The following is a 22,769-nucleotide window of genomic DNA, read 5'->3' as shown; positions in this document are numbered from 1 at the left end:
AGCGGCATTGAGCAGATTACTGTACGCTTAATCCATCCAACATTACATCTCTCTTGGATTGAGAATTACAACATCGCCCTGTTTCAGCCCTGTCCTTACTCGATCCATATCACCCAACTGAATTAATCGCGTTTCTACTTCACCATCTTCTTGCAACACCTTCACGTAGTCCAGTTGTCCCACTTGATACACCGCCTCTTTGGGAATTCGCAGAACCACGTCGTCTGTTAAGGTTAGAGAAACTTTGGCAAATGTACCCGGATAAACTGCGGTTGGTGATTTAAATTGCAATTTGACGGTATAACTTCGCGAGTTAGCATCTGCAGAAGGTGTCACTTCTTTGATAGTCGCAGAAGCGTTCACATCGTATGAAGGAAACACCACGTCCACCTGTTTATCGTAACTGACATAAGGCATTACTGATTCGGCGAAATTAACCTCTATTTCTAGTGACTCTGGGTTATACATCGACAGTAAAAGTGCGCCGGGTGTCGCTGTGTCCCCCTTATTGATCGGTTTCTGCGTAATTAGTCCGTCAAAAGGCGCAGTGATGATACTGTAACCAAACGTTGTCTCTGCTTCTGACACCGCTGCCTGGGAACGATTGAAGTTTGCTTGCGCGGTTTGCAAGGTACTTTCGGCTTGGTCGTATTGCGACTGTGGGATTAATTTTCTGTTCAATAACGCTTTAACCCGCGCGAATTCTTTGCGTGCGGCATTGAGCTGAGCTTGTGCTGAAGACAGCGCTTGCTCACTCTGACGAACACGAGCATCAAGATCATCACTTTCCAATCGTGCTAAAACGTCTCCCTGCTTTACTTGATCGCCAACTTTAACCAGAACCTCTACAACTGAAGCCGTTAGTCGAGCCGCAATATCGGCTTGCTGATCAGCGACCACTACCCCCGGGAATTCACGCACAACAGGCTCGCTGGTGAGTATCATCTTATGGGTTTCTACCGAGTTAACATCAATTACGTTAGTTTTAGCTGAATGTTCAGTCGGCAGTTTTTCTGAAAAAAAACCAGCCATATAGAGAAAAAGAAGCGCAAGTAGGATACATAAAATGACGCCCAACCATTTGTTATCTAATTTCATTGCTCTTCCTCCATCTGAGGTAATCCGTGTCCTTTCGTGTTCTGGTAGGCAAGGTTATACACCACCGGAACCACAAGCAGAGTGAATATCGTCGACGCGGTAATACCAAATATAATTGCCCACGCAAGACCGTTAAATATTGGATCCAGTGTGATAACGACGTTCCCTAAGAGCGTAGTACCTGCCGTCAGTAGTATCGGCCTCATGCGAACAACGCCAGATTCAATTAATGCATCATGCAAACTGCTGCCAGCTTCAAGCGATTGCTGAATAAATTCAATAAGAACTAATGAATTACGCACAACAATGCCAGCCAGAGCGATCATCCCAATCATAGCCGTTGCAGTAAACAACGCAGGGTTTGGGTAGTTTCCAATGTCACTACTTAAAACATTCAATATCCAGAACCCCGGCATGATACCGATGACGGTAAGCGGGATGGCTAACATGATGATTCCGGAAACCGCTGGCAAACCAGTCTGAATCAACATAACAACGAATACACCCAACAACGCAGCACCGTAAGCGATACCGAGATCGCGGAATACATCCACAGTAATTTTCCACTCGCCTTCACCACTCCAGACAACATTAATATTCTCTGGGACACTCCAGGCAACGCCAGCGCCATTGCTTAAATAAGTGCGGTCTTGCCAGTGAACGTGAGCGTCACTCGCATGATCGGTATCTTGATCGGCAATAACATCAGCAATGATTTCGCCGGGTACACGACCTACTACTTCGGCATACACGTAAACCAACGGCTTGAGGTTTTTATGGAATATTGGTTTATCCGCTGCGCGTTTAACAAACTTACCAATTTCTGATAGCTGGACGAGTGGTTGCGGAGCATCAACGACCGCACCACTTACTTCCACTTTTGCTATCCCCGGTCTTCCACGTACATACAACTGTTCCAATCGATTCAAATCATCTCTGTCTTCTCTACGAAGCTGAACTTCTATCGGCAGCGGACTCAGTTCCCGTCGGTCGGCAATGTGTCCAAGGACTTTGGCGTTAGCCGCCGTGATTAAGGTGTTGTTAACTTCCGCAACAGATACGCCTGATAACGCCGCTTTTTCCTGATCAACGATAAATTGCCAAGTTTCCAAATCGCCCTGAACACTGGTATCCACTTCCGACACCAACTGCTCTTTGCGCAGACGATCCGCCGCTTTCTGAGCCTGAACCATTAATTCGTCATAAGAGGTAGTCTCGTCACCGTAAACTTCCGCGGTAATCGTCGCAATAACTGGCGGTCCCGGTGGGACTTCTACCAATTGGATATCGGCGTCAAAACTCTCCGCTAATTGTTCTAAATCACTACGTAGTCGAGTTACGATTGCGTGAGATTGCATGGAGCGGTTATTTTTTGGGGCTAGTACGATGCGCAGTTCTCCTTGATACGGTTCGCTGCGCATAAAGTAGTGGCGCACCATACCGTTAAAGTCCATTGGTGATGCTGTGCCAGCAAAACCAGACACACTGGTGACTTCAGGAACCGTCATCAGGTAATCAGAAAAACTGGATAACGCATTGGACGTATCTACAAAGCTCGATGATTCTGGCATGTTCAACACCAGTTGGAATTCGTTCTTGTTGTCATAAGGCAACAGCTTGAGTGGCACCAAACGTAACGCGGGCAACAATGCGGCTAAGGCGAACAAGATGGCCACCAATCCGAGGAAAGCCCAGGCCTTTTTGCGGCTCTCCAATAACGGAATTAACACACTTCGGTACAAACGATACATGGTTGATGACTGGATATCGTAATGACCACTTTCTTCAGCACCTGTGAGGATTTTTTTCGCCAGCCAAGGCGTGATCATAAAGGCCACGACGGTACTGAACATCACACTTATCGGTACGTTGAAAGCCAGAGGTGCCATGTAAGGCCCCATCATCCCGGTAATGAAGAACATCGGTGTAAACACAATGACAATCGCCACTGTAGACATTAATAGTGCGCTGCGAATTTCAGCCATTGCCAGAACAATCGCATTAGTACGGGTTAAGTCTTTGCGTTTTAAGAAGCGTTCTATGTTATCGATACTTGCTATTGGATCATCAACGATCAAACCTAGCGCTAAGATCAACGCAAACAGCGTCACACGGTTAATCGAGTAACCAAAAAGCAAGTCCATCCCCAGCGCGGCACCATAGCTGATCGGAATCGCTATCCCGACAACCAATGCACTTCGCCAGTCGAGAAACAGTCCTACAAACACCACAACGGTCAGAATTGAAACACCAAGACTGGAAACCAGATTGTTCACTTTGGCGTTCGCGGTTTCGCCATAGTCACGAATGATGGCAACCTTAACCTGAGGTGGGAACTGCTCTGATTGAAGCTCGGCTAATTTGTCATTAACGGCCTGAGCAACATGAACCGCATTGGAGCCTTTTTGCTTCGCGACTGAAATGAAGACGGCAGGGAGAGCCTGACCACTATTTTTGTCTCTGTACCAAGTATCGGATGTGGCCTCTCCCGGACCATCATAAATTCTCGCCACGTCTTTTAAGTACACAGGCTTGCCATTCAACACCGCAATCACAAGGTCGCCCACATCTTGAGCACTGGTAAGATACTGGCCGGATTCTAAAGTAAAGTTACGACCGTTAACCCGGACATTTTTGCCCTGAGTTTTGGCGTTACTGTATTGGATTGCTTGTTCAAGATCGTCGATGGTGACTTTAAAGTTAGCCATAGCGACGGTATCGAGTTCGATTTGAATTTTTCTCGGTTGACCACCAATTACTTCGACTTGGTTGGTCGCATCAAGAGATTTAATACCTAAGGTTGCTTGATCAGCTATTCTTCCCAGTTGGTGACGGTCAAGGAGCGATGGATCCGACGAATAAATCGCGGCTACCACAATAGGCACGTCATCAATTTCGACCGGTTTGACTAACCAGCTGGATACAGAAGGTGGGACTTTGTCTAAATTGGAGTAGAGTTTGTTGTAAAGCTTAACTAATGCGTCTTCACGGTTTTCACCGACGTAAAAGCGAACGATGACTTGCGCAGCGCCTTCCATCGACGAAGAATAAACGTATTCAACGCCATCAATCTGGCTGACTAATTTTTCTAACGGTTCTGTGATTTGGTTTTCGACTTGTGAAGCGCTAAGCCCCGGTGCTGATACAAGAACATCGGCCATCGGTACCACAATTTGCGGGTCTTCTTCTTTCGGAGTTAACCATAACGCTGCGGCACCGACCATAAAGGCCAACAAGATCATGATCGGAGGGAAAAAGCTGTTCATCACAGACTGAACAAAACTTCGCTTTTGATTTGCGGGCATCCTTTTCCCTCCAGTTTTTGATCACATAAACTATGCTTTGGCTGTTTTCATTTTCTCTTCACGAGAGTTAATCAACAGTTTCGCAAATATCGACCCTGCTAGCATCGCAACAAAGAACAGAACAATACTTACATTACCTAAAGCCAGGCTTGCCACTGCAGGGCCAGGACAGATTCCTGCCAACCCCCAACCTAAACCGAAGATGGCAGCACCAGACAACAATCGAGCATCGATTTTAGTGTTAGTCGGTGTACACATTTCTGCACCGCTAACTGATTGTTTTCTCGGCTTGATGATTAAAAAATAGCTTGGCATAAACACAGCCAGTGCGCCACCCATCACAAAAGCTAAACTTGGATCCCAGTTTCCAGAAATATCTAAAAATCCAATGACTTTGTCGGGATCGATCATGCCAGAAACGGCCATACCCAACCCAAATAAAATACCGCTTACAAGCGCAGCAATACGAAAAATAGTGTTGTTCATGGAATCTCTCTTATATAAGGGTCTGTTAACCTTTCGAGGTTAAATTTTGTTCGCGATAAAAGCGTTTTAATCGCGGCGAGAGGTTTGTAGCCTAGTCATTCTAAGCAAAATACCTCTCAACAAAGAGTAAAACGCTTTTAGCCGAACCCTTCGGGCAGCGTTTGTGGAGCCTTTCTACCGCGTTATCGGCTTTTCAGGTAGTAGAACTACACTTCAAATCCTCTGCCTTGTATAAAGGCCCCACAAACGCTGCAAAAATCAGCTCTAAAGGTCAACAGACCCTAAGTGAAGTCGAACAAAAACGGTTAAGCCAGCAACAGCCATAAAAACACATGTTGCAACGATAGAGCGCTTAGACAAACGCCCGATGCCACAAATGCCATGACCACTGGTACATCCGTTACCTAGTCTGGTTCCGATACCAACAAGTAAGCCAGCCGCTAGCACCAAACCGACAGACAGATTTGCTGTACTTGGTACTGCTACGCCGAGCAATAAAACACTAACAAGTCCACCTGCAATCATGCCGACTACAAATAGAAGTCGCCATGAATAGTCACCTTTCTGAGGTGACATAATGCCATTCATAATTCCACTTATTCCGGCAATTTTGCCGTTTACCAACAATAAAATAGTGGCTGAGATTCCCAATAAAATGCCACCAAACAACGATTCCCATGGAATAACGTCTAACATTATTTACCTCTGTAGTTTTCGAGCCAGTTGACCCTTGTTAGTTAATTTATCTGATTTAACTAAGCGATAAGCACGGATTAGGGCAAGTTGTTACTCACCACAAAAAACGCCATGCAGTGCTTTAATTAATGACTCAACTCTCGGTTCAGCCAACGAGTAAAATACCTGCTGTGATGACTTCCGTGCGCTGATTAAGTTGTGCTTACGCAACACGGTTAAATGCTGCGAAAAGGCTGACTGGCTCAGAAAAGAGTGTTTTTGTAACTCACCTACCCCAACTTCACCTTGAGTTAGCTGACAAAGAACCATCAGTCTTTCTGGGTGCGCCATCACTTTAAGTAGATCTGCGGCTTCAATTGCGTTGCCTTTCATTTCCGCTACGTCCATTGCTGTATAGCTCATGACTCACCTCTACATAAAAAACTAAATTAGATATTACTAAAAAACAGTATTTAGTCAACACTAAATTAGTAATTGTGAATTTAGGCAAATTAACATTAGACATATCTAATTTAGATGTTTATAGTGATTTTAATAAAGGATGGCTGTTTCAGAACAACAGTTCTAAGGAGAAGAGGTATGACGTTAGAAAATGCTGTACGAGTCTTTGCTGGCATTATGGTTTTGGTTTCGGTCTTGCTCACCGTATACGTCCACAGTTACTTCATGTGGTTCACTGTCTTTATTGGCGTAAATCTAATACAAAGTGCTTATACCGGAATCTGCCCTGCGGCATTTATGTTAAAGAAATTAGGATTTAGATAACCTAGTTCACACGGAATTCTCGAGCTGGCTCTACAATAGGAGTCAGCTCATCTCAAAACTTGGAGTTAATAATGACTAAAATTTTGATCGTCGGTGGTGTCGCTGGTGGCGCATCTGCAGCAGCGCGTGCTCGTCGTCTGAGTGAAGACGCAGAAATTATCATGTTTGAACGTGGCCCATTCGTTTCTTTTGCTAACTGCGGCTTGCCATATCACATTGGTGGCGATATACAGGATCGCAGCAAACTGTTATTACAAACACCAGAAAGCTTTCTTGCACGCTTCAACGTTGATGTTCGTGTCATGAACGAAGTGGTATCGGTAAACCGTCAAAACAAAACGGTCACAATTCAAAATCTTCTGGATGGCTCAGAATACGAGGAATCTTACGATTTCTTACTACTTAGCCCAGGTGCAGGCCCTATTGTTCCTCCAATTCCTGGTCTTGATAACCATCTCACTCACTCGCTACGTAATATCCCCGATATGGATCGCATCATTGAAACGATCCACATGAACAAACCTGAACACGCGACTGTCGTGGGCGGCGGCTTCATTGGGTTAGAGATGATGGAAGCCTTCCATCAGTTAGGTATCAAAACTTCGCTGATTGAAATGGCTGACCAGGTCATGACGCCTGTTGACCGAGAAATGGCAGGTTTTGCTCACGCTGAGATTCGTCAAAAAGGCATTGACCTGAAACTGGGTGTGGCTCTTGAATCTGTTCAGTTCATACCTAACGAGCATGTGGCAAGCGTCGACGCTGGTGAAAGCGAAAAGCACCAACACTTAGAAGGTGAATTGGAGCTAACGCTTAATAACGGTGAAAAGCTCACGACCGATATTCTTATTATGGCAATTGGTGTCCGTCCGGAAACGAAATTGGCAAAAGAAGCTGGCTTAAAAATCGGTGCTCTAGGTGGTATCTACACCAATGAATATATGCAAACCAGTGATCCATCGATTTATGCAGTTGGTGACGCGGTAGAAGAAAGAGATTTTGTTACAGGCGAACAAACATTGGTACCTCTGGCTGGCCCGGCAAACCGTCAAGGCCGAATGGCAGCAGACAACATGCTAGGTCGCAAAGAGATGTATCAAGGCACACAAGGTACTGCGATTTGTAAGATCTTTGACCTTGCTGTGGCTTCAACGGGTAAGAACGAGAAACAGCTAAAACGTGCGGGTATTGACTACGAAAAAGTCTACGTACACACGGCAAGCCACGCGAGTTACTACCCTGGCGCAGAAGTCGTGTCATTTAAAATGTTGTTCGATCCAAAATCAGGCAAGATTTTAGGCGCTCAGGCCGTTGGTAAAGACGGCATCGATAAACGTATCGACGTCATGGCCGTTGCTCAGCGCGCAGGTATGACTGTTGAGCAGCTACAACACTTAGAATTGACGTACGCGCCACCGTACGGCAGTGCAAAAGATGTGATCAACCAAGCTGCGTTTGTCGCAAACAACATCATCAAAGGTGACGCAACTGCAATTCATTATGATGAAATGGATTCATTAACTGATGACCAAGTGTTACTCGATGTACGTAACCCAGGTGAGCTAGAAAGCGTCGGCTTTATTAAGGATGCGATTAACATTCCTGTCGATCAATTACGTCACCGTATGGACGAATTACCAAAAGACAAAGAGATTGTGATTTACTGTCAAGTTGGCCTGCGTGGTAACGTTGCCTATCGTCAGCTCGTCAACAATGGCTTTAAAGCACGTAACCTGATTGGTGGTTACCGCACTTACAAGTTCGCGAAAGCGTAATTGAGAGAATGAATTAGCAGTCGGCTGTTAATAAATAAAAAATAAAACGGCTGATAGTGTCTATCAGCCGTTTTTTCTTATCCCGATTTTTGTAGCGCGATGTCCGTTAACTATTCTGCTGCTACCAGAGCTATCTTATCTGATGTCGATTTTTCTAGCTTGATAGCTATAAACTTGGATGTTGGTGTAAATGTTCTGTCACCATAGCTGTCCAATGGGACTAATGGGTTGGTTTCAGGGTAATAAGCGGCTGCCTGACCCGCTGGTACATCATAAGACACCAGAGTGAAACCACTAACACGGCGTTCTACCCCATCTTCCCACAGTGAAACCATATCGACTTTATCACCCGGTTCAAACCCAAGTTTCTTGATGTCTGATTCGTTGATAAACAACACTTCGCGCATACCAAATACGCCGCGGTAACGGTCATTCAAACCATAAAGTGTCGTATTGTATTGGTCGTGTGAACGCATAGTTTGCAAGATTAAATCTGGCTTTTCTCCCTTCTCAAGCAAAGCCTCACTAAGCAACTGTTTTGGCAGTTCACTGTTGCTAAACTGAGCCTTTCCACTTTGCGTATTCCATCTGCGCTCTGCCGCTGGATTGACCAAATGGAAGCCACCCGGATTTTTAATCTTTTGGTTAAAGTTCGTAAAACCAGGGATCGTGTCGGCGATAAGATCGCGAATACGATCATAGTCTTCTATTGACCAATTCCAATCAATTGGATGAGCGCCTAACGTCGCGTTCGCGATACCAGCAATGATTGCTGGCTCTGAACGTAGGGCTTGAGAGCGAGGTTTCAACTGACCATATGAAATGTGCACCATGCTGAATGTATCTTCTACGGTTACCCCTTGTGGACCATTCACTTGAGTGTCGATCTCAGTGCGTCCTAAACAAGGAAGAATCAGCGCGTCTTTGCCCGTTACTAAGTGCGAACGATTCAGCTTAGTTGAAATATGTACGGTAAGGTTACAGTTTCGCATCGCATTGTGAGTGCGTTCTGTATCAGGCGTCGCTTGAGCAAAGTTCCCGCCTAAACCGATAAACACTTTCGATTGCCCTTCTTCCATCGCTTTAATCGCCTGAATGGTGTTGTGTCCGACACCACGAGGAACTTCAAAGTTAAATCGACGCTCAATGCTATCTAGCAATAGATCAGAAGGCTTCTCATCAATGCCCATTGTTCTGTCGCCTTGAACGTTACTGTGGCCACGCACAGGTGAAAGTCCAGCGCCTGACTTACCAACGTTACCTCGTAACATTTGCACATTAGCGACTTCTTTAATCGTCGGTACAGAGTGGCGATGCTGAGTTAAGCCCATTGCCCAACACATGATCACACGCTCAGCACGTCGATACATGCGAGCAACCGTTTCAATTTCACTCAGGTCTAAGCCAGATTGCTCCGCAATATGTTCCCAGGATGTTGCATCCAGTTCTGCCAAATAATCATCAATACCTGTTGTGTGCTGTTGAATAAACTCACGATCAAATACTGCTTCGCCACCCGTTTCTAGAGCTTCACGCTCCCATTGCAATAAGTATTTAGCAATACCACGGAATACCGCCATATCCCCACCAAGCGCCGGACGCAAATACGCAGTATTGGTTGGCTCAGAACCGTTACTAAGCATTTCGATTGGCATTTGTGGGTTTTGGAAACGCTCCAAACCGCGCTCTTTTAGCGGGTTAAAACAAATCACTTGTGCACCGCGCTTAACCGCTTCACGCAAAGGCTCTAACATACGTGGATGGTTGGTTCCTGGATTCTGACCTATAACGAAGATAGCATCCGCTTCCTCAAAATCGTCAAAGATAACCGTACCTTTGCCTACACCAATCGTGTCTTTCATACCAATCGCACTGGCTTCATGGCACATATTTGAACAGTCAGGGAAATTATTTGTACCAAAGGCTCGAACAAATAGCTGATACAGGAAAGCCGCTTCGTTACTGGCGCGACCCGAGGTGTAAAACTCAGCCTGGTGTGGAGAATCAAGATCATTGAGGTGTTTAGCCACCAGCTCAAATGCCTCGTCCCAAGAGACCGGAACATAATGATCAGACTCTGCATCATATCTCATTGGATGCGTGATACGACCCTGGTACTCGAGCCAGTAATCAGTTTGTGTAGAGAGAGAAGATACGCTGTGGTTAGCAAAGAATTCCGGGTCCACTAAACGATTAGTCGCTTCCCAGTTTACCGCCTTCGCACCATTTTCGCAGAAGTTAACTTTACCGGCGTCTGGAGATTCTCCCCATGCACATCCCGGACAGTCAAATCCGCCATTTTGGTTAGTTTTAAGCATAGTGCGGATATTTTTGACCGCATTTTCACTTCCCCACCAGCTTCTTGTCACTGCTTTGAGTGCTCCCCAACCGCCAGCTGGGCCTTTATATTCTTTTATCTTCTCTTTTTGGTTCACGACTTTACTCCTCGCATACTAGGAACAACAGCAAACAGGTTGCCCTTAGAAACAAGCGCGTTATATAAATAATGCGGAAGTAATGAAGGGGCGTTTTCCAATCAAGACAAGTGAATACTCTGATTCGATTCAGCCTTAGTATTTACTTGTCCTGATTGATAACCGTTCTGATACCCGTCTACTGCTTTAAGACTTTCAGACACAATCTTTAATGTTGCGTGTTGATCTAAATCAAAGGTTAAGGCGTTATTTATTATGCGTCCAATTGATATCCCTGACCGAGTGATAGATAAAATCTATTACTGCAGTATTAATTAGGTTCGTGTCACATTTTCAATCAATTTTACTTATCAGAATATTCACATATTGAGAGTTAACACCAAGTCGAGGTGAAGGACATCAATAAAACCGGTCTAAAATGCAATAGACAACCTCTATCACACTATAGATAGTTTAAATTTGACCTCGTAAAGATTCAGGAATAGCCTTGATTCAGATCAATTTTATATGCAGTTCTGCTCTTGACTTACTTGGAATGTAACTCTTTAAATCGAATTTTAAAGTAATGAAAATACGAATTTGCTTCCTCCCAATGAACTAACTGCACGTATCTGTGACTCACAAGGCAAGGTTTAATGGATATAAAACAGCTGAAATATTTAATCGCGCTTGAGCAAACTAAACACTTTGGTCAGGCTGCTGCATTATGTCACATTACACAGCCGACTCTCTCGATGAGAATAAGAAGTTTAGAAGAAGAACTAGACTTAGAGTTAATCCAGAGAAGTCAAAGATTTGAAGGATTTACAGAAGCTGGCGAACGAATTTTAGCGTGGGCAAAAACGGTATTAGCCGCACACGATGGGTTGCAAGCGGAAGCCGCAAACTGCCGTGGACAGTTAGTGGGTTCCCTCAGATTAGGAATGGTGCCTCTGGCAAGTCAAAACCCGATGCAACTCCTTAAGCCACTCGCTCAAGCGTTTCCGGAATTACGATTTCAGATCCTGTCGATGACAACAGAACAGATCATAGACCAGCTCAATCGTAACCAACTTGATCTGGGTATGTGCTATGTCGATCAAGTGAATACTACCTACTTCGATATCATTGAATTGAATTCAACTAAACTCGGCGTACTGTTCGATGAGCGCCATTTTGATTTTGCAGAAAGCGAAGTGCTATGGGAATCACTGAATAATATTCCGCTCGGTTTGCTATCAAAAGGTATGCATTATCGTCACTCGATCGATATCAGTTTTATAAGTAAAGGTCTGGTTCCACAGACAGTCATTGAAAGCAATTCCACATTTCACTTGGTGCAGGCTGTGACCAGTGGCCTATGCTGCGCCATCATGCCCCTGAACTGCGGTCTTGAAGAGTTGAATGACACACTGAGAATTATTCCGATAGAAGATGCCGTCGTTAACGCACCTTTAGGTTTATTAAAGCGGAAGCAAGAACCTTTCTCAGCGCTAACCGATCAGTGCTTTTCTCAAGCTAAAACCATATTTAATCAATAATCAACACAGGCCAGTTATAGCAAGGCTTATGAGGTGAATTCATGAGATGTACCACTCAATCTTATTTTGAACTGTCTGATTTCAATCAGGCACCTCCTCAGCCGAGCGCATTCAACTATCGCGAAATGATTGATGGCCGTCCCTTACAACAGACACCGCTGGCCAGTGAATCTGCCCTTGCGATCAGTTACAACGGTATCAGTCAGGCAGTGATGATGGTGACGCCTGGTCACTTAGAAGATTTCGTCAAGGGTTTCAGTCTTAGTACTGGAATCATCAATGATTTTAAAGAGATCAAAGATATTGAAATTGGCGGAGATAAAGAATCTCACTACGCCGAAATCGAAATCAGCAACCGAGCGTTCTGGGCATTAAAAACGCAACGCAGAAACCTAGCGGGTACAACCGGTTGCGGCATATGTGGCGTAGAAGCCTTAGAGCAAGCACTGCCCGATTTAGAACCACTGACACCTTCCCTCCCTCCTCGCCCAAGCGCATTTGAAGGATTAAGAGAAGAAGTCGCTCTACATCAAAATGCGGCTCGTGAATCTGGGGCACTCCACGCCGCACTGTTCGCCGATCTACAAGGTAATATCGTTGCGTGTCGTGAAGATATCGGGCGCCACAACGCATTAGATAAACTGATTGGAGCTTTAGCCAATAACGGCATTGAACCACAAAGTGGCTTTGCCATTATGACCAGCCGTTGCAGTTTAGAGCTGATACACAAAGCCGTGCGGGCACGTATTCCGACTCTCGTTTGCCTTTCAGCACCAACCGCCCTGACGGTAGAATGGGCAAGAAGAAATCACCTTAATCTGATTCACTTGCCAAAGCATGGGGCGCCAAGGCTTTATAGTCCAGCGCCTTAACACGAGTTTGGGTAGTGCTTTTGACAAAATTAGCGGTGGATAATCATATCTGTGTGAGATTTACGCCTCAAAATATCAAATTAGCCCAATATCGGCGTATATTATCGCGATATATGTTGCAAAACGTATGATCAGCATTGTAATAAAGGCAGCAATCACTACAATCTCTGGTTCGATTTTTCAGTGAACGTTTGTATGCCGAAGTTAAACTTAGACAATACCGCCCAAAACTCCGCTCTTTCTTGTATTGAGACCCGCAGTAAAATTCAATCGGCATTAGAACCGAAGTTTCACAAATCCGAGAAACGTATCTGCTTGAGCCCGGGTTTGTCGGACAAGCATTTGTCACGCCGCTGGCAAGTCTTGGAACAAAGCACAGACAAAGATCTTCTGCTCGATCCTTTTACTCAGGATCATTGTGAGTCTTACTCCAACAACATCGAACACTTCATCGGTACGGTAAATGTTCCTGTCGGCATCGCTGGCCCTCTAAGAGTGAATGGCCTCTACGCAAACGACGATTTTTTGATCCCACTTGCGACAACAGAAGCTGCTTTAGTGGCTTCTTACAACCGGGGGGCGAATCTGATAACTGCTGCTGGTGGTGCAAGCGCATTATTATTGAGTGAAGGAGTGAGCCGCACTCCTGTTTTTGCCTTTAATAACTTAGCGGAAGCGGGTCAGTTTGTCGGTTGGGTCACGACCCAATTTGAAACCTTTCGCCATATCGCAGAGTCAACGACATCGCACGGAAAACTTAAAGACATCAACATCAATATCGAAGGTAACCACGTCTATTTGGTTTTCGAGTATGTCACCGGTGATGCGTCTGGTCAGAACATGGTGACCATTGCGACTAATCAAGTGTTCCACCACATTTTAGCTGTAAGTCCGGTTAAGCCTGTCGATGCGTTCCTTGATGGTAATCTTTCTGGTGATAAAAAGCCTAACGCCCATACCATGCGTTCTGTACGAGGAAAAAAGGTCTCAGCCGAGGTAACTATTTCTGCAGAATTGGTTGAGAAACACCTGCACACGACCCCAGAGTCTATGGTTAAGTTTGGCAAGATGACAACCATAGGTGGTTTGATGAGTGGCTCAATTGGCGTCAATGCGCATTATGCCAATGCCCTAGCTGCACTCTATATTGCCTGCGGTCAGGACGCCGCCTGCGTGGCAGAATCAGCAATTGGTATCACTCGAATGGACGTCGATCCACTAGGCAATCTGTACGCTTGTGTGACGTTACCGAACATCATGGTAGGGACCGTCGGTGGTGGTACCGGATTACCCACACAAAAAGCATGCTTAGATATCCTCGGATTACACGGAAATGGCAAGGCCAAAGCGCTGGCAGAAGTGACCGCAGCCTTGTGTCTGGCTGGCGAATTGTCGATTGTCGGAGCATTTTGTGCAGACCATTTCTCCCGTGCGCATCATAAACTGGCCAGAAATTAAAACCGACACATCAGAGGGAACCATCTCAGCGTTTTCTCTGATGTTTGTTTGCTCTAAACGTGACATGCACTTCTCGTCATCGTTTCTTCAATTTCTTGCTGACACAATTCAATTCTCTACTCATTTAAGACTGCGCGCCCTCAATTACTAAAATAGTACTAATTTCATCCTGCCTACTTTTTCTGGGTCATTTCTTCCCTCTATACTCGCACAGCAGTTGTTTGATTTTTTAACCTTTATATAAGCTTAAAGTCCTTCCTTCGGTAAGCGAGTCAACGATGATACGTCTGAAAAATAATGGAATATTTTATTGGTTACTAGGGTTCTTAACCGCACTATTGTGCTTGGTTCAGCCCGTCTATGCAGGAGATGATGATTCGGATGAGATAGCGCGTATTCTCTACCAAACAACTTTTGGCCCAACACCGATACTACAAAAGAGCGTCGAACGCCTGGGTATTGAAGATTGGATAACCAAGCAGATACTTCTTCCTCCTACTTATCACCAACCTCTCTATAACACCCCTTTTGCCAAGGGCGCACAAGCTAACCGTGAAAATGCGTGGTATCAAACGGTGATTACGGCGGATGATCAGCTCAGGCAACGCATGGCATTTGCACTTAGCCAAATACTAGTGGTTTCACGTTACGGTGGTGTGCTATCCAGCAAACCGGCTGGTTTAGTGAATTACTACGACATGTTGATTGAACACGCATTTGGAAATTATCGGGATCTGTTATTTGACATTGCGACTCATCCCGTTATGGGAAACTACTTATCAATGATGGGGAGTGCGAAGGAAAATCCCGCCACAGGAGCACTGCCAGATGAAAACTTTGCCAGAGAATTAGTACAGCTATTCACTCTCGGCCTTTATCAACTCAACCTTGATGGCAGCAAAAAACAAGATGATCGTACGGGAATCCCCTTGCCCACTTACAGCCAAAACGATATTCAGGAATTGGCTCGTGCTCTAACGGGTTGGAAAAACGCCGATCTTGAATTTGTAGAGCCAATGCAAGTCGTCAATAGTCTGCATGATTCTGGTGAAAAAGTGTTCTTGGGTACGACCATACCTGCAGGGTTAACGGGTGAAGAAGAACTCACAAAGGTCATCGACATATTGATGTCCCACCCTAATATTGCGCCTTTTGTTTCTAAGTTTCTGATCCAACGATTCGTCACCTCCAATCCCACCCCAGATTACATTAGCCGTGTTGCTGCGACTTTTAATGACAATGGTAAAGGTGTAAAAGGCGATTTAAGTGCCGTTATAAAAGCGATCCTGTTGGATGATGAAGCCCGAAAGCCAATCAAACATCAGCCTCAAAAAGTGAAAGAACCGATTTTAGTTCTGACTAATTTTCATCGAGCGGCGGGATTTACGCTAAAGGGCGTCAGATATGATGATGCAACAACCGTTATGAATGTCGCAAATCAAGGACCCTTGCGTTCACCTTCCGTATTCAACTTTTACTCTCCTGACTATCAACCGTCTAAAGAGTTTATGCAGCAAGCACTGGTATCGCCGGAAGCCCAATTACTTGATTGGTCGGTGTACACTGATCTTGTGAACTACATGCTGACCAGTATTCGTTCTGGAGGAGATAGCACCTATAGCCTTAACTTAGACGAATTTTATTCTCTCATTGACGACCACCAAGCCTTAGTCGAATTGGTCAACGAGCGCTTTTTTGCAGGAACTGCTTCAGCAGAGCTCATGGCACTTATGCTTGAAGTGCTAGACGATTATAAATCCGACTATGTACCAAAAGCTAAACTCGCAACGGTACTCTTCACCGCCATTTCAGGCGAAGAATTTTACCTTCAGTATTAGGAGTGAACGATGGATCATTCACGACGTAATTTTATAAAAGGTACGGTTTCTCTTGGCGCGATGGCATCACTTGGATTACCGGCTTATACACTCGCGGCGCCGAGTAACGATTTCCGCGCATTAATCTGTATTTTTTTAGTGGGTGGCAACGATTCCATTAATACCTTTTTACCACTATCAGATTTCCACTATAACCAGTACGCCAGTGTCAGAGGTTCACTTTCAGTCGCGAAAGGGTCGATCGTGCCTACTGGACTGAACGTATTGGACACCCAGGGTAACTCAGTCCCAATTGGTTTACACCCTCAACTTTCCGCGCTGTCACCTCTGTTTGAAAAAGGCGATGCCAACATCGTTATTAATAGCGGTATCCTCGATCAGCCACTGACTAAGCAAGATATAGAATCCGCAACATTGCCACTACCAGAGCAGCTTTTTTCTCATAATTCCCAGACAGATTCCTGGTTACTTGGTGGAATGGAAGCCGCTCACAATTTAGGTTGGGCTGGGCGTATGCTGGATGTGTTAACTTCCAATGCTGAGATAGCACCACTTTACAGTGTACATGGTGAATCGCTATGGTTGAGGTCGGCAGAGCACCGCCAAACTATACTGAAAAAGGATCGCGTCGTTGAACTCGCTGCGTTAAACAATCCACAATACAAAGAGATCTACGATCAAGTGCTCTTGCACAGTGTGGATAACCCATTTAGCCATCACTTTAATCTGATGCTCAATGACTCGATGCTGATGAGCAAAGTATTGACTGAACAACTCAACCAAATAGAAAACGCGCCACTTTTTACCACTTCAACGCTTGGGCAACAGATGCAAACGGTGTTTAAGCTAATCGCCAGCCAGAATGCACTGCGTCAACAGCGACAAATATTCTTTGTAAAACATAATGGCTATGATCTTCATGACTCTCAACTCACCAGGCATCCGGTATTGTTAGAGGATCTGGCAACGAACTTACATGCGATGTACCAAGCAGTGGATAAGCTAGGTCTGGCTAAGAATGTGACGTCTTTTACCATGTCTGACTTTGGTCGACGTATGACGAGTAACGGCAATGGTACGGACCACGGTTGGGGCGGACATCAATTGCTGATAGGTGGAGCGGTAAATGGTAATCAACGAATTGGTACGTGGCCAGAGTTGGTTTTAGATGGTGAAGACGACTATGCCAGAGGCCGGCTAATCCCTAAAATTGCAGCAGACCAGGTTGGAGCGACATTAGCTCAATGGATGGGAGTGAGTGACAACGCAGCATTGGAATATGTCTTCCCCAATATCCGTAACTTCGCTGAATCTAATCTAGGTTTTATGACTTAGTACTTAAATAAACAGAAATAAGGAGGGAGCGAACACGTTAAATGCCGTTGTTTAGTAGCTAACGGCATGTTTAACCCTCCAGTCATCCTGAACAACGACGAAGGAGTGTGATTCAGGATCGAATTTCCGCGCACTTTATGACCGAAATGATTACATTAACGGCTCAGCGCGCTGCTATTAGATTCCTAGTCTCGCTTGAGCTCGCTGGAATGACACAGATAAAATCGTTAAGCGATTGGCATTAAACGAACATGCTCCCTTCTTAAAATAACGGTACTCTACTTCGGTTACGCTTCGTCGCGGCGACGCTGGTTACAAAGTTTGATTGCACGCTCAAGCAGTTCCAGCGCTGGTTTGTCACATTCAGGCAGCACCGCATCACTTTCCGAGATAGGCGTGACTCGGTCACCCCATTTAATTGTCGCAGCGCCCCAGGTTAAACCAGCACCAAACGCAGCGAGTAGTAGATTATCGCCCGGCTTAACTCGACCTTGCTCCACCGCTTCACACAATGCAATCGGCACTGTTGCTGCCGAAGTATTGCCATATTTATGTATGTTCACAAACGCTTTCTCTTGTGGAATACCAGAAAGGTCACACAGCGTCTGGATGATGCGGATATTAGCCTGATGCGGAATAACAACATCAATTTCTTCTGTTGTTAACTGGGATGCTTTGAGAACATTTTTCGCCGCGAGGCCCATGCCTTTTACCGCTCGTTTAAAGATCTCTTGTCCGACAAAGTTGAAATCCCAGAATCCGTTGTCTTCAGCAAAGCGATCCATAGAGGTACCAAACATCGGTACAGAAAGAATATCACGTCCTTTCGCATCACATCCGATTTGAGATTGTAGTAGTCCGGTTTCTTTTTCTGTTCGGGATAAGACAACGGCACCAGCTCCATCGCCAAACAACACTGCCGTATCACGCATTGCCCAATCGATGAAAAATGACAGTCTTTCCGCACCAATGATGATTGCATGGCGGTAATTGCCAGACTGGATTAAGCGAGTACCCGTTTCAAGACCATAAACAAAACCAGTACAAGCGGCATTCAAGTCGAACGCAGCTGCAGCGCGGATCTCAAGATTTTGCTGAACTTTAGACGCGATATTTGGGATAAGGGAATCCGGAGAACATGTCGCAACGATAATGAGATCAACTTCACTTGCCTCAATACCTGCACGTGCCAGTGCATGTTTGGCGGCAACGGTTGCCATATCGGATGTATTGACATGACTAATGCGGCGATTTTCGATACCCGTACGAGTTCGAATCCACTCATCAGAAGTATCAAGGAAAGTGCTAAGATCATCGTTAGAAAGCACCGTTGGCGGAATGCATTTCCCCCAACCCGTAATTTCAGCGTAGTAATTTGGCATCACAGACCTATTTATTGTTGTAATTTAATGGAATATCTTGGAACCTAGACAGGTTCAAATAGTGGCTTGTCAGTGAATGACGAGTCAAAAGTAAAGAAGAAATTATACGCTTTATGGAGCTGACTGGTAAGTCAAGTTATCACAAAGTTGTAATAAAGGAATAAATCATGACATCGTTTAAAACTCGCTGTCCGTCTTGTGGCGGTTTAAATCGTGTACCAAACGAACGCGTTGCTGAATCAGCAACATGCGGAAAATGCAAAAGCTCACTATTGGATGGTGCGCCAATCGAAGGTACGCAGGATAATTTTTCTGCACTATTGCAAAGCACCACACCCGTTGTCGTCGACTTTTGGGCTCCTTGGTGTAACCCATGCGTAGGCTTTGCTCCAGTTTTCTCTGATGTCGCTGAAGAACAATCAGGAAAGGTTCGTTTTGTTAAAATTGACACCGAATCGCAACAACAGCTTGCAGCACAATTTGGTATTCGTAGTATCCCAACCATCATGGTTTTCAAAAATGGGCAGCGTGTTGATATGATCAACGGTGCACTCCCTAAGTCTCAGTTTGAACAGTGGCTAAACCAAGCACTTACTAAGTAATTTATCAAGCCAGCTAGTTATTTCGCTGGCTTTTTTTAGCTTCAAAATTCCCCTTCAATTCGATAAATATAATTTATCGAAACGACTCAAATTAATCATTTTACTTAACAGATGATTAGCCTCATATTCGCGCCCGATCCCCCCAGAAAAACTAACTAATAGGCGCAAAGCAGTGGAAAACACAGCCTTTACTCCGGCTTCACCGAGAGTTACCGTTCCTGTCATTGCATTATCTTTATATGCAGTGGCTTCAGGCTATTTAATGAGCCTCATCCCTCTTATGCTTGGTGAATATAATATCTCAGCTGACTATGCGAGTTGGTTAGCGAGTGTGTTTTACGTTGGTCTATTAATTGGTGCGATATTTTTTGAACGCGTTGTGCGTTCTGTTGGCCATAGAAAAGCGTTTGTTGGATGCTTAGTCGGCTTCTCACTCACGATTATCGCTCTGCCTATATTCGCAAACGGCTTAGTCTGGTTATTCGCACGTTTCATCGCTGGCATTACCGTAGCGGGCGTTTTTGTGATCGTTGAGTCTTGGTTAATGTCTGGAGATGAATCATCTAGAGCAAAACGCCTAAGCTTGTACATGCTATCTCTATACGGTGGTTCTGCATTAGGTCAATTTGGTATTGGTTTGCTAGGCGTTAGCGGTAGCGTTCCTTTCATTGCAATCACAACCCTGATCTTAATGGCGGTTCTGGTTCTTATGTTTGTCGATTGTGAACAGCCAAATAGTCATGAATCAACAGCGTTGTCGTTTAAGCAGATCATGAAACTTAATCACGCAGCTATCATCGGTTGTATTGTGTCAGGGTTAACACTCGGTTCTATATACGGCCTTATGCCACTTGAACTCGTTAACCGACATATCAGCCACCAAGAAATCGGAACTTTGATGGCATTGGTGATTCTGGGCGGGATGGCAGTGCAACCGTTAGTCACTATGTTGAATAAATACATGAGCCGTACGGTGTTAATGGCGTTCTTTTGTCTGTTAGGCATGTTTTCTATTGGCCTGACACTTATTTCACAGTCGAATATTGTGTTGGCCGTTTCGCTTTTCCTTATCGGCGCAGCGACATTCGCCTTATACCCTATCGCGATTAATCTTGGTTGCGCAGGACTAGACGAGCGCTTTATTGTCTCAGCGACACAAGTCATGCTCTTTAGTTACAGTATCGGGTCAGTTGCAGGACCTGTGATTGCAGACAGTTTTATGGGGCAGCTACACGGTTTGCTCGGTTACCTGTTTGCCACTTTAGTTGCCACATGCATATATATGCTGCTCGCGGCAAGCAAAACCAAACACCAGATGGCTGCTGGCCTTTAGGCAACTTTTTCAGATTAGAAACGAGAGCGTCGGGCTCTCGTTTTTTATATAGGGAACCAACCAGTTATCAATCACCTGGTACGACGTTTGTAACGATTTGAAGCGTTAGCTGCTGGCTTGTCTGGCACACTTCGACGTTCATGAATCAAATGTCTGATAGCCAATATGGGGTGCTTGGTTAGCATTCTTGGCCCTGAATATCGCATTATTAAACGCATCTGCTCTTTTGGCTCTGGTTTGTAGCAGTGAATTGGGCATTTGTTGCAAGTGGGTTTATCCTCGCCATACGGACAGCGATCAAGGCGCACTTCTGCGTATTCCAATAACTCACGGCATTGTGCACACAGCTCGTTTGACGTGCCATGATGAGCACTGCAATACACTTCCACCATTGCTCTGACCGTTTTAAATTCAGTGGCAAGTTTACCTAATAAAATATCGCTCATGTTTTAGCCAAATTAAAAGTTGCAACAACAGACTCTGTTTATACTCTTTATACGTGGAACCAAACATGTACGGAGTCAAACATTCAATGGTAGTGTTTTCACAAGTCCCCCATAAAGGTTGTAACTTGGTGAAAAAATCACTATCCTGCCCCGCTAAATTTAAGGATCAGCACTATGAATCGCAAGAAGAAAATCAATCAGATTTTAAAATCAAAGCAGAAGAAACAAAACGCCAAATTACATAAGAGCAATAAGCCTCGCTACATCTCAAAAGCAGAGCGTGCGAAAATGGAAACCGAAGAACAGAGCCAAGTTTCTCAATTACCTGAGCAAACTGCAGAAACTGAAGTTCCCCTAGAAGCATAGAAAACAGGCTGATTAACGACTTTTAGCGAGCCATTCTAGGGCAGTTATCACAAAGCGTTTTTCCTCCACATCTATAAGCCAGACAGCAGCTTTTTCGAACCAATTTAAGTGGCTGGTCTATTGAGAGTTCGTGCAACGATTGTGCGTTTTCAACGTCCAAATCGAGTGATTGTAGCCAAAGTACTGCATGTTCTCTTATCGTCGCATTCGTCAATCCCGGAAAGTGCTGCTGTAGCCTAATCAAACCCGATAAAATCCCATCTGACACTAACTGCTGGGTAAAACCTGGTCGAATACGAATCCACTCACTCATCTGTGTTTGGTAATAGTCGAACAGCGCTTTAATCTGAGCTCCAGCGTCTTTAATCAACGTTTTGCTATCACCTTGAACCAGCGATTGATCTTCAAACTGATAACCTGTCACGAAGCATGGCTTGACGTATTGAGCCATATCGAAAAGGTTGGGCAGCGTGTTAAAACGATAGATTGAAACAAGTGCGACATAAACAGGCTGCCAACAGAGCAAATCCCAGGTTCTTGTCAGCCAATATGCCTTGCCCGCTTCTGGAAAACGCTCAGAGAGATCTTTATATAGAACTTGAATGATCGGGTTAATGTCATTTTTGGTGTGAATAGCGTCTTGACTTATGCCACCTAATCCTCCGTTCAGATACGGAGTTACTGCACTAGTAGCGTTAAAAAGTTGCGGAAAGAATGCCTCTGACATAGCTATAAAGTTCGATTAATTATGCGCAGAGCTCTTTATAATTAATTATCAATCTAAATGCAAACTATTCTCTTTTGTGTTTAAGAAGATAACGATGCTGTTCGAGGACATTCAGGGACCCACAGTAGCAACGACAGATACATTTAGTTACGAAAAAACCAGCTAGTCAACAACAATTCTTTAAAGTGCATCGCATTTTTATCCCCTTTAACGTCCAAACAGTACACACAAAGCAAACACGTTAGTAAACAGCGGTTAACAGATAGGCTTTGTAACGTGAGTTACTACTAATTCTTTGAAATTGCAGATACTTATCTAATGTAATGTGAA

At 44.7% G+C, this 22,769-nt stretch carries 19 protein-coding genes; 10 read left to right on the top strand and 9 right to left on the bottom strand.

Going from position 1 to position 22,769, the window contains the following annotated elements; all coding sequences use genetic code 11:
• Positions 1-42: 42 nt before the first annotated feature.
• From ACWYU8_RS05265 to ACWYU8_RS05245, 5 genes are all read right to left on the bottom strand, one after another.
• Positions 43-1,098, bottom strand: coding sequence for an efflux RND transporter periplasmic adaptor subunit (locus ACWYU8_RS05265; protein ID WP_457517750.1), 1,056 nt, complete (start codon positions 1,096-1,098; stop codon positions 43-45).
• A complete protein-coding gene (locus ACWYU8_RS05260) occupies positions 1,095-4,403 on the bottom strand; it encodes an efflux RND transporter permease subunit (RefSeq protein ID WP_457517748.1) in 3,309 nt (1,102 codons plus the stop codon). Before ACWYU8_RS05260 ends, ACWYU8_RS05265 begins: the two co-directional genes overlap by 4 nt.
• Before the next feature lie 30 nt (positions 4,404-4,433).
• Positions 4,434-4,889: a DUF6691 family protein gene (locus ACWYU8_RS05255; RefSeq protein WP_457517746.1), complete on the bottom strand. Its 456-nt coding sequence runs from the start codon at positions 4,887-4,889 to the stop codon at positions 4,434-4,436.
• Positions 4,890-5,153: 264 nt separating this feature from the next.
• Entirely contained in the window at positions 5,154-5,585 is a 432-nt protein-coding gene (locus ACWYU8_RS05250; RefSeq protein ID WP_457517745.1) for a YeeE/YedE family protein, read from the bottom strand.
• A 90-nt stretch (positions 5,586-5,675) separates the two neighbouring features.
• Positions 5,676-5,987 (bottom strand): metalloregulator ArsR/SmtB family transcription factor, encoded by a 312-nt coding sequence (locus ACWYU8_RS05245; protein ID WP_457517743.1) that lies wholly within the window; start codon positions 5,985-5,987, stop codon positions 5,676-5,678.
• A 177-nt stretch (positions 5,988-6,164) separates the two neighbouring features.
• On the opposite strand from ACWYU8_RS05245, the gene ACWYU8_RS05240 reads away from it, so the two are divergent.
• Positions 6,165-6,350: a YgaP family membrane protein gene (locus tag ACWYU8_RS05240; RefSeq protein WP_457517742.1), complete on the top strand. Its 186-nt coding sequence runs from the start codon at positions 6,165-6,167 to the stop codon at positions 6,348-6,350.
• A gap of 71 nt (positions 6,351-6,421) precedes the next feature.
• Complete coding sequence (locus tag ACWYU8_RS05235; protein WP_457517740.1) at positions 6,422-8,125, top strand: FAD-dependent oxidoreductase; 1,704 nt, start codon at positions 6,422-6,424, stop codon at positions 8,123-8,125.
• 110 nt (positions 8,126-8,235) lie between these two features.
• Here ACWYU8_RS05235 and ACWYU8_RS05230 read toward each other — a convergent pair whose 3' ends face one another.
• On the bottom strand, positions 8,236-10,560 hold the full coding sequence (locus ACWYU8_RS05230; protein WP_457517738.1) for an FdhF/YdeP family oxidoreductase: 2,325 nt from the start codon (positions 10,558-10,560) through the stop codon (positions 8,236-8,238).
• Positions 10,561-11,195: 635 nt separating this feature from the next.
• Here ACWYU8_RS05230 and ACWYU8_RS05225 point away from each other — a divergent pair.
• The 5 genes from ACWYU8_RS05225 (at position 11,196) to ACWYU8_RS05205 (ending at position 17,583) form a co-directional block, all read left to right on the top strand.
• Entirely contained in the window at positions 11,196-12,080 is an 885-nt protein-coding gene (locus ACWYU8_RS05225; protein WP_457517737.1) for a LysR family transcriptional regulator, read from the top strand.
• 41 nt (positions 12,081-12,121) lie between these two features.
• The gene (gene fdhD, locus ACWYU8_RS05220; protein WP_457517736.1) at positions 12,122-12,952 is read left to right on the top strand and encodes a formate dehydrogenase accessory sulfurtransferase FdhD; all 831 of its coding nucleotides are present in this window, start codon (positions 12,122-12,124) and stop codon (positions 12,950-12,952) included.
• Positions 12,953-13,147: 195 nt separating this feature from the next.
• Positions 13,148-14,410 carry a hydroxymethylglutaryl-CoA reductase gene (locus ACWYU8_RS05215; RefSeq protein WP_457517735.1) on the top strand — a complete coding sequence of 421 codons (1,263 nt, stop codon included), beginning with the start codon at positions 13,148-13,150 and terminating at the stop codon, positions 14,408-14,410.
• Between the two features lie 278 nt (positions 14,411-14,688).
• Positions 14,689-16,248 carry a DUF1800 domain-containing protein gene (locus tag ACWYU8_RS05210; protein WP_457517734.1) on the top strand — a complete coding sequence of 520 codons (1,560 nt, stop codon included), beginning with the start codon at positions 14,689-14,691 and terminating at the stop codon, positions 16,246-16,248.
• A gap of 9 nt (positions 16,249-16,257) precedes the next feature.
• Complete coding sequence (locus ACWYU8_RS05205) at positions 16,258-17,583, top strand: DUF1501 domain-containing protein (RefSeq protein WP_457517732.1); 1,326 nt, start codon at positions 16,258-16,260, stop codon at positions 17,581-17,583.
• A gap of 287 nt (positions 17,584-17,870) precedes the next feature.
• Here the strand turns inward: ACWYU8_RS05205 and ACWYU8_RS05200 are convergent, their stop codons facing one another.
• Complete coding sequence (locus tag ACWYU8_RS05200) at positions 17,871-18,965, bottom strand: beta-ketoacyl-ACP synthase 3 (protein WP_457517730.1); 1,095 nt, start codon at positions 18,963-18,965, stop codon at positions 17,871-17,873.
• A 167-nt stretch (positions 18,966-19,132) separates the two neighbouring features.
• Here ACWYU8_RS05200 and trxC point away from each other — a divergent pair, with 167 nt between their 5' ends.
• Positions 19,133-19,567 carry a thioredoxin TrxC gene (gene trxC, locus ACWYU8_RS05195; protein WP_457517728.1) on the top strand — a complete coding sequence of 145 codons (435 nt, stop codon included), beginning with the start codon at positions 19,133-19,135 and terminating at the stop codon, positions 19,565-19,567.
• 172 nt (positions 19,568-19,739) lie between these two features.
• The gene (locus tag ACWYU8_RS05190) at positions 19,740-20,900 is read left to right on the top strand and encodes an MFS transporter (RefSeq protein WP_457517727.1); all 1,161 of its coding nucleotides are present in this window, start codon (positions 19,740-19,742) and stop codon (positions 20,898-20,900) included.
• Between the two features lie 71 nt (positions 20,901-20,971).
• Here ACWYU8_RS05190 and ACWYU8_RS05185 read toward each other — a convergent pair whose 3' ends face one another.
• Positions 20,972-21,346 (bottom strand): nitrous oxide-stimulated promoter family protein, encoded by a 375-nt coding sequence (locus ACWYU8_RS05185; protein WP_457517725.1) that lies wholly within the window; start codon positions 21,344-21,346, stop codon positions 20,972-20,974.
• A gap of 174 nt (positions 21,347-21,520) precedes the next feature.
• Here ACWYU8_RS05185 and ACWYU8_RS05180 point away from each other — a divergent pair, with 174 nt between their 5' ends.
• On the top strand, positions 21,521-21,712 hold the full coding sequence (locus ACWYU8_RS05180) for a DUF2986 domain-containing protein (protein ID WP_457517724.1): 192 nt from the start codon (positions 21,521-21,523) through the stop codon (positions 21,710-21,712).
• A gap of 22 nt (positions 21,713-21,734) precedes the next feature.
• On the opposite strand, the gene ACWYU8_RS05175 is transcribed toward ACWYU8_RS05180, so the two are convergent.
• Positions 21,735-22,439 carry a siderophore ferric iron reductase gene (locus ACWYU8_RS05175; protein ID WP_457517722.1) on the bottom strand — a complete coding sequence of 235 codons (705 nt, stop codon included), beginning with the start codon at positions 22,437-22,439 and terminating at the stop codon, positions 21,735-21,737.
• Positions 22,440-22,769 lie beyond the last annotated feature (330 nt).

This window comes from Vibrio limimangrovi, from assembly GCF_054064025.1.
This window is presented reverse-complemented; position numbering and strand designations above follow the sequence as displayed.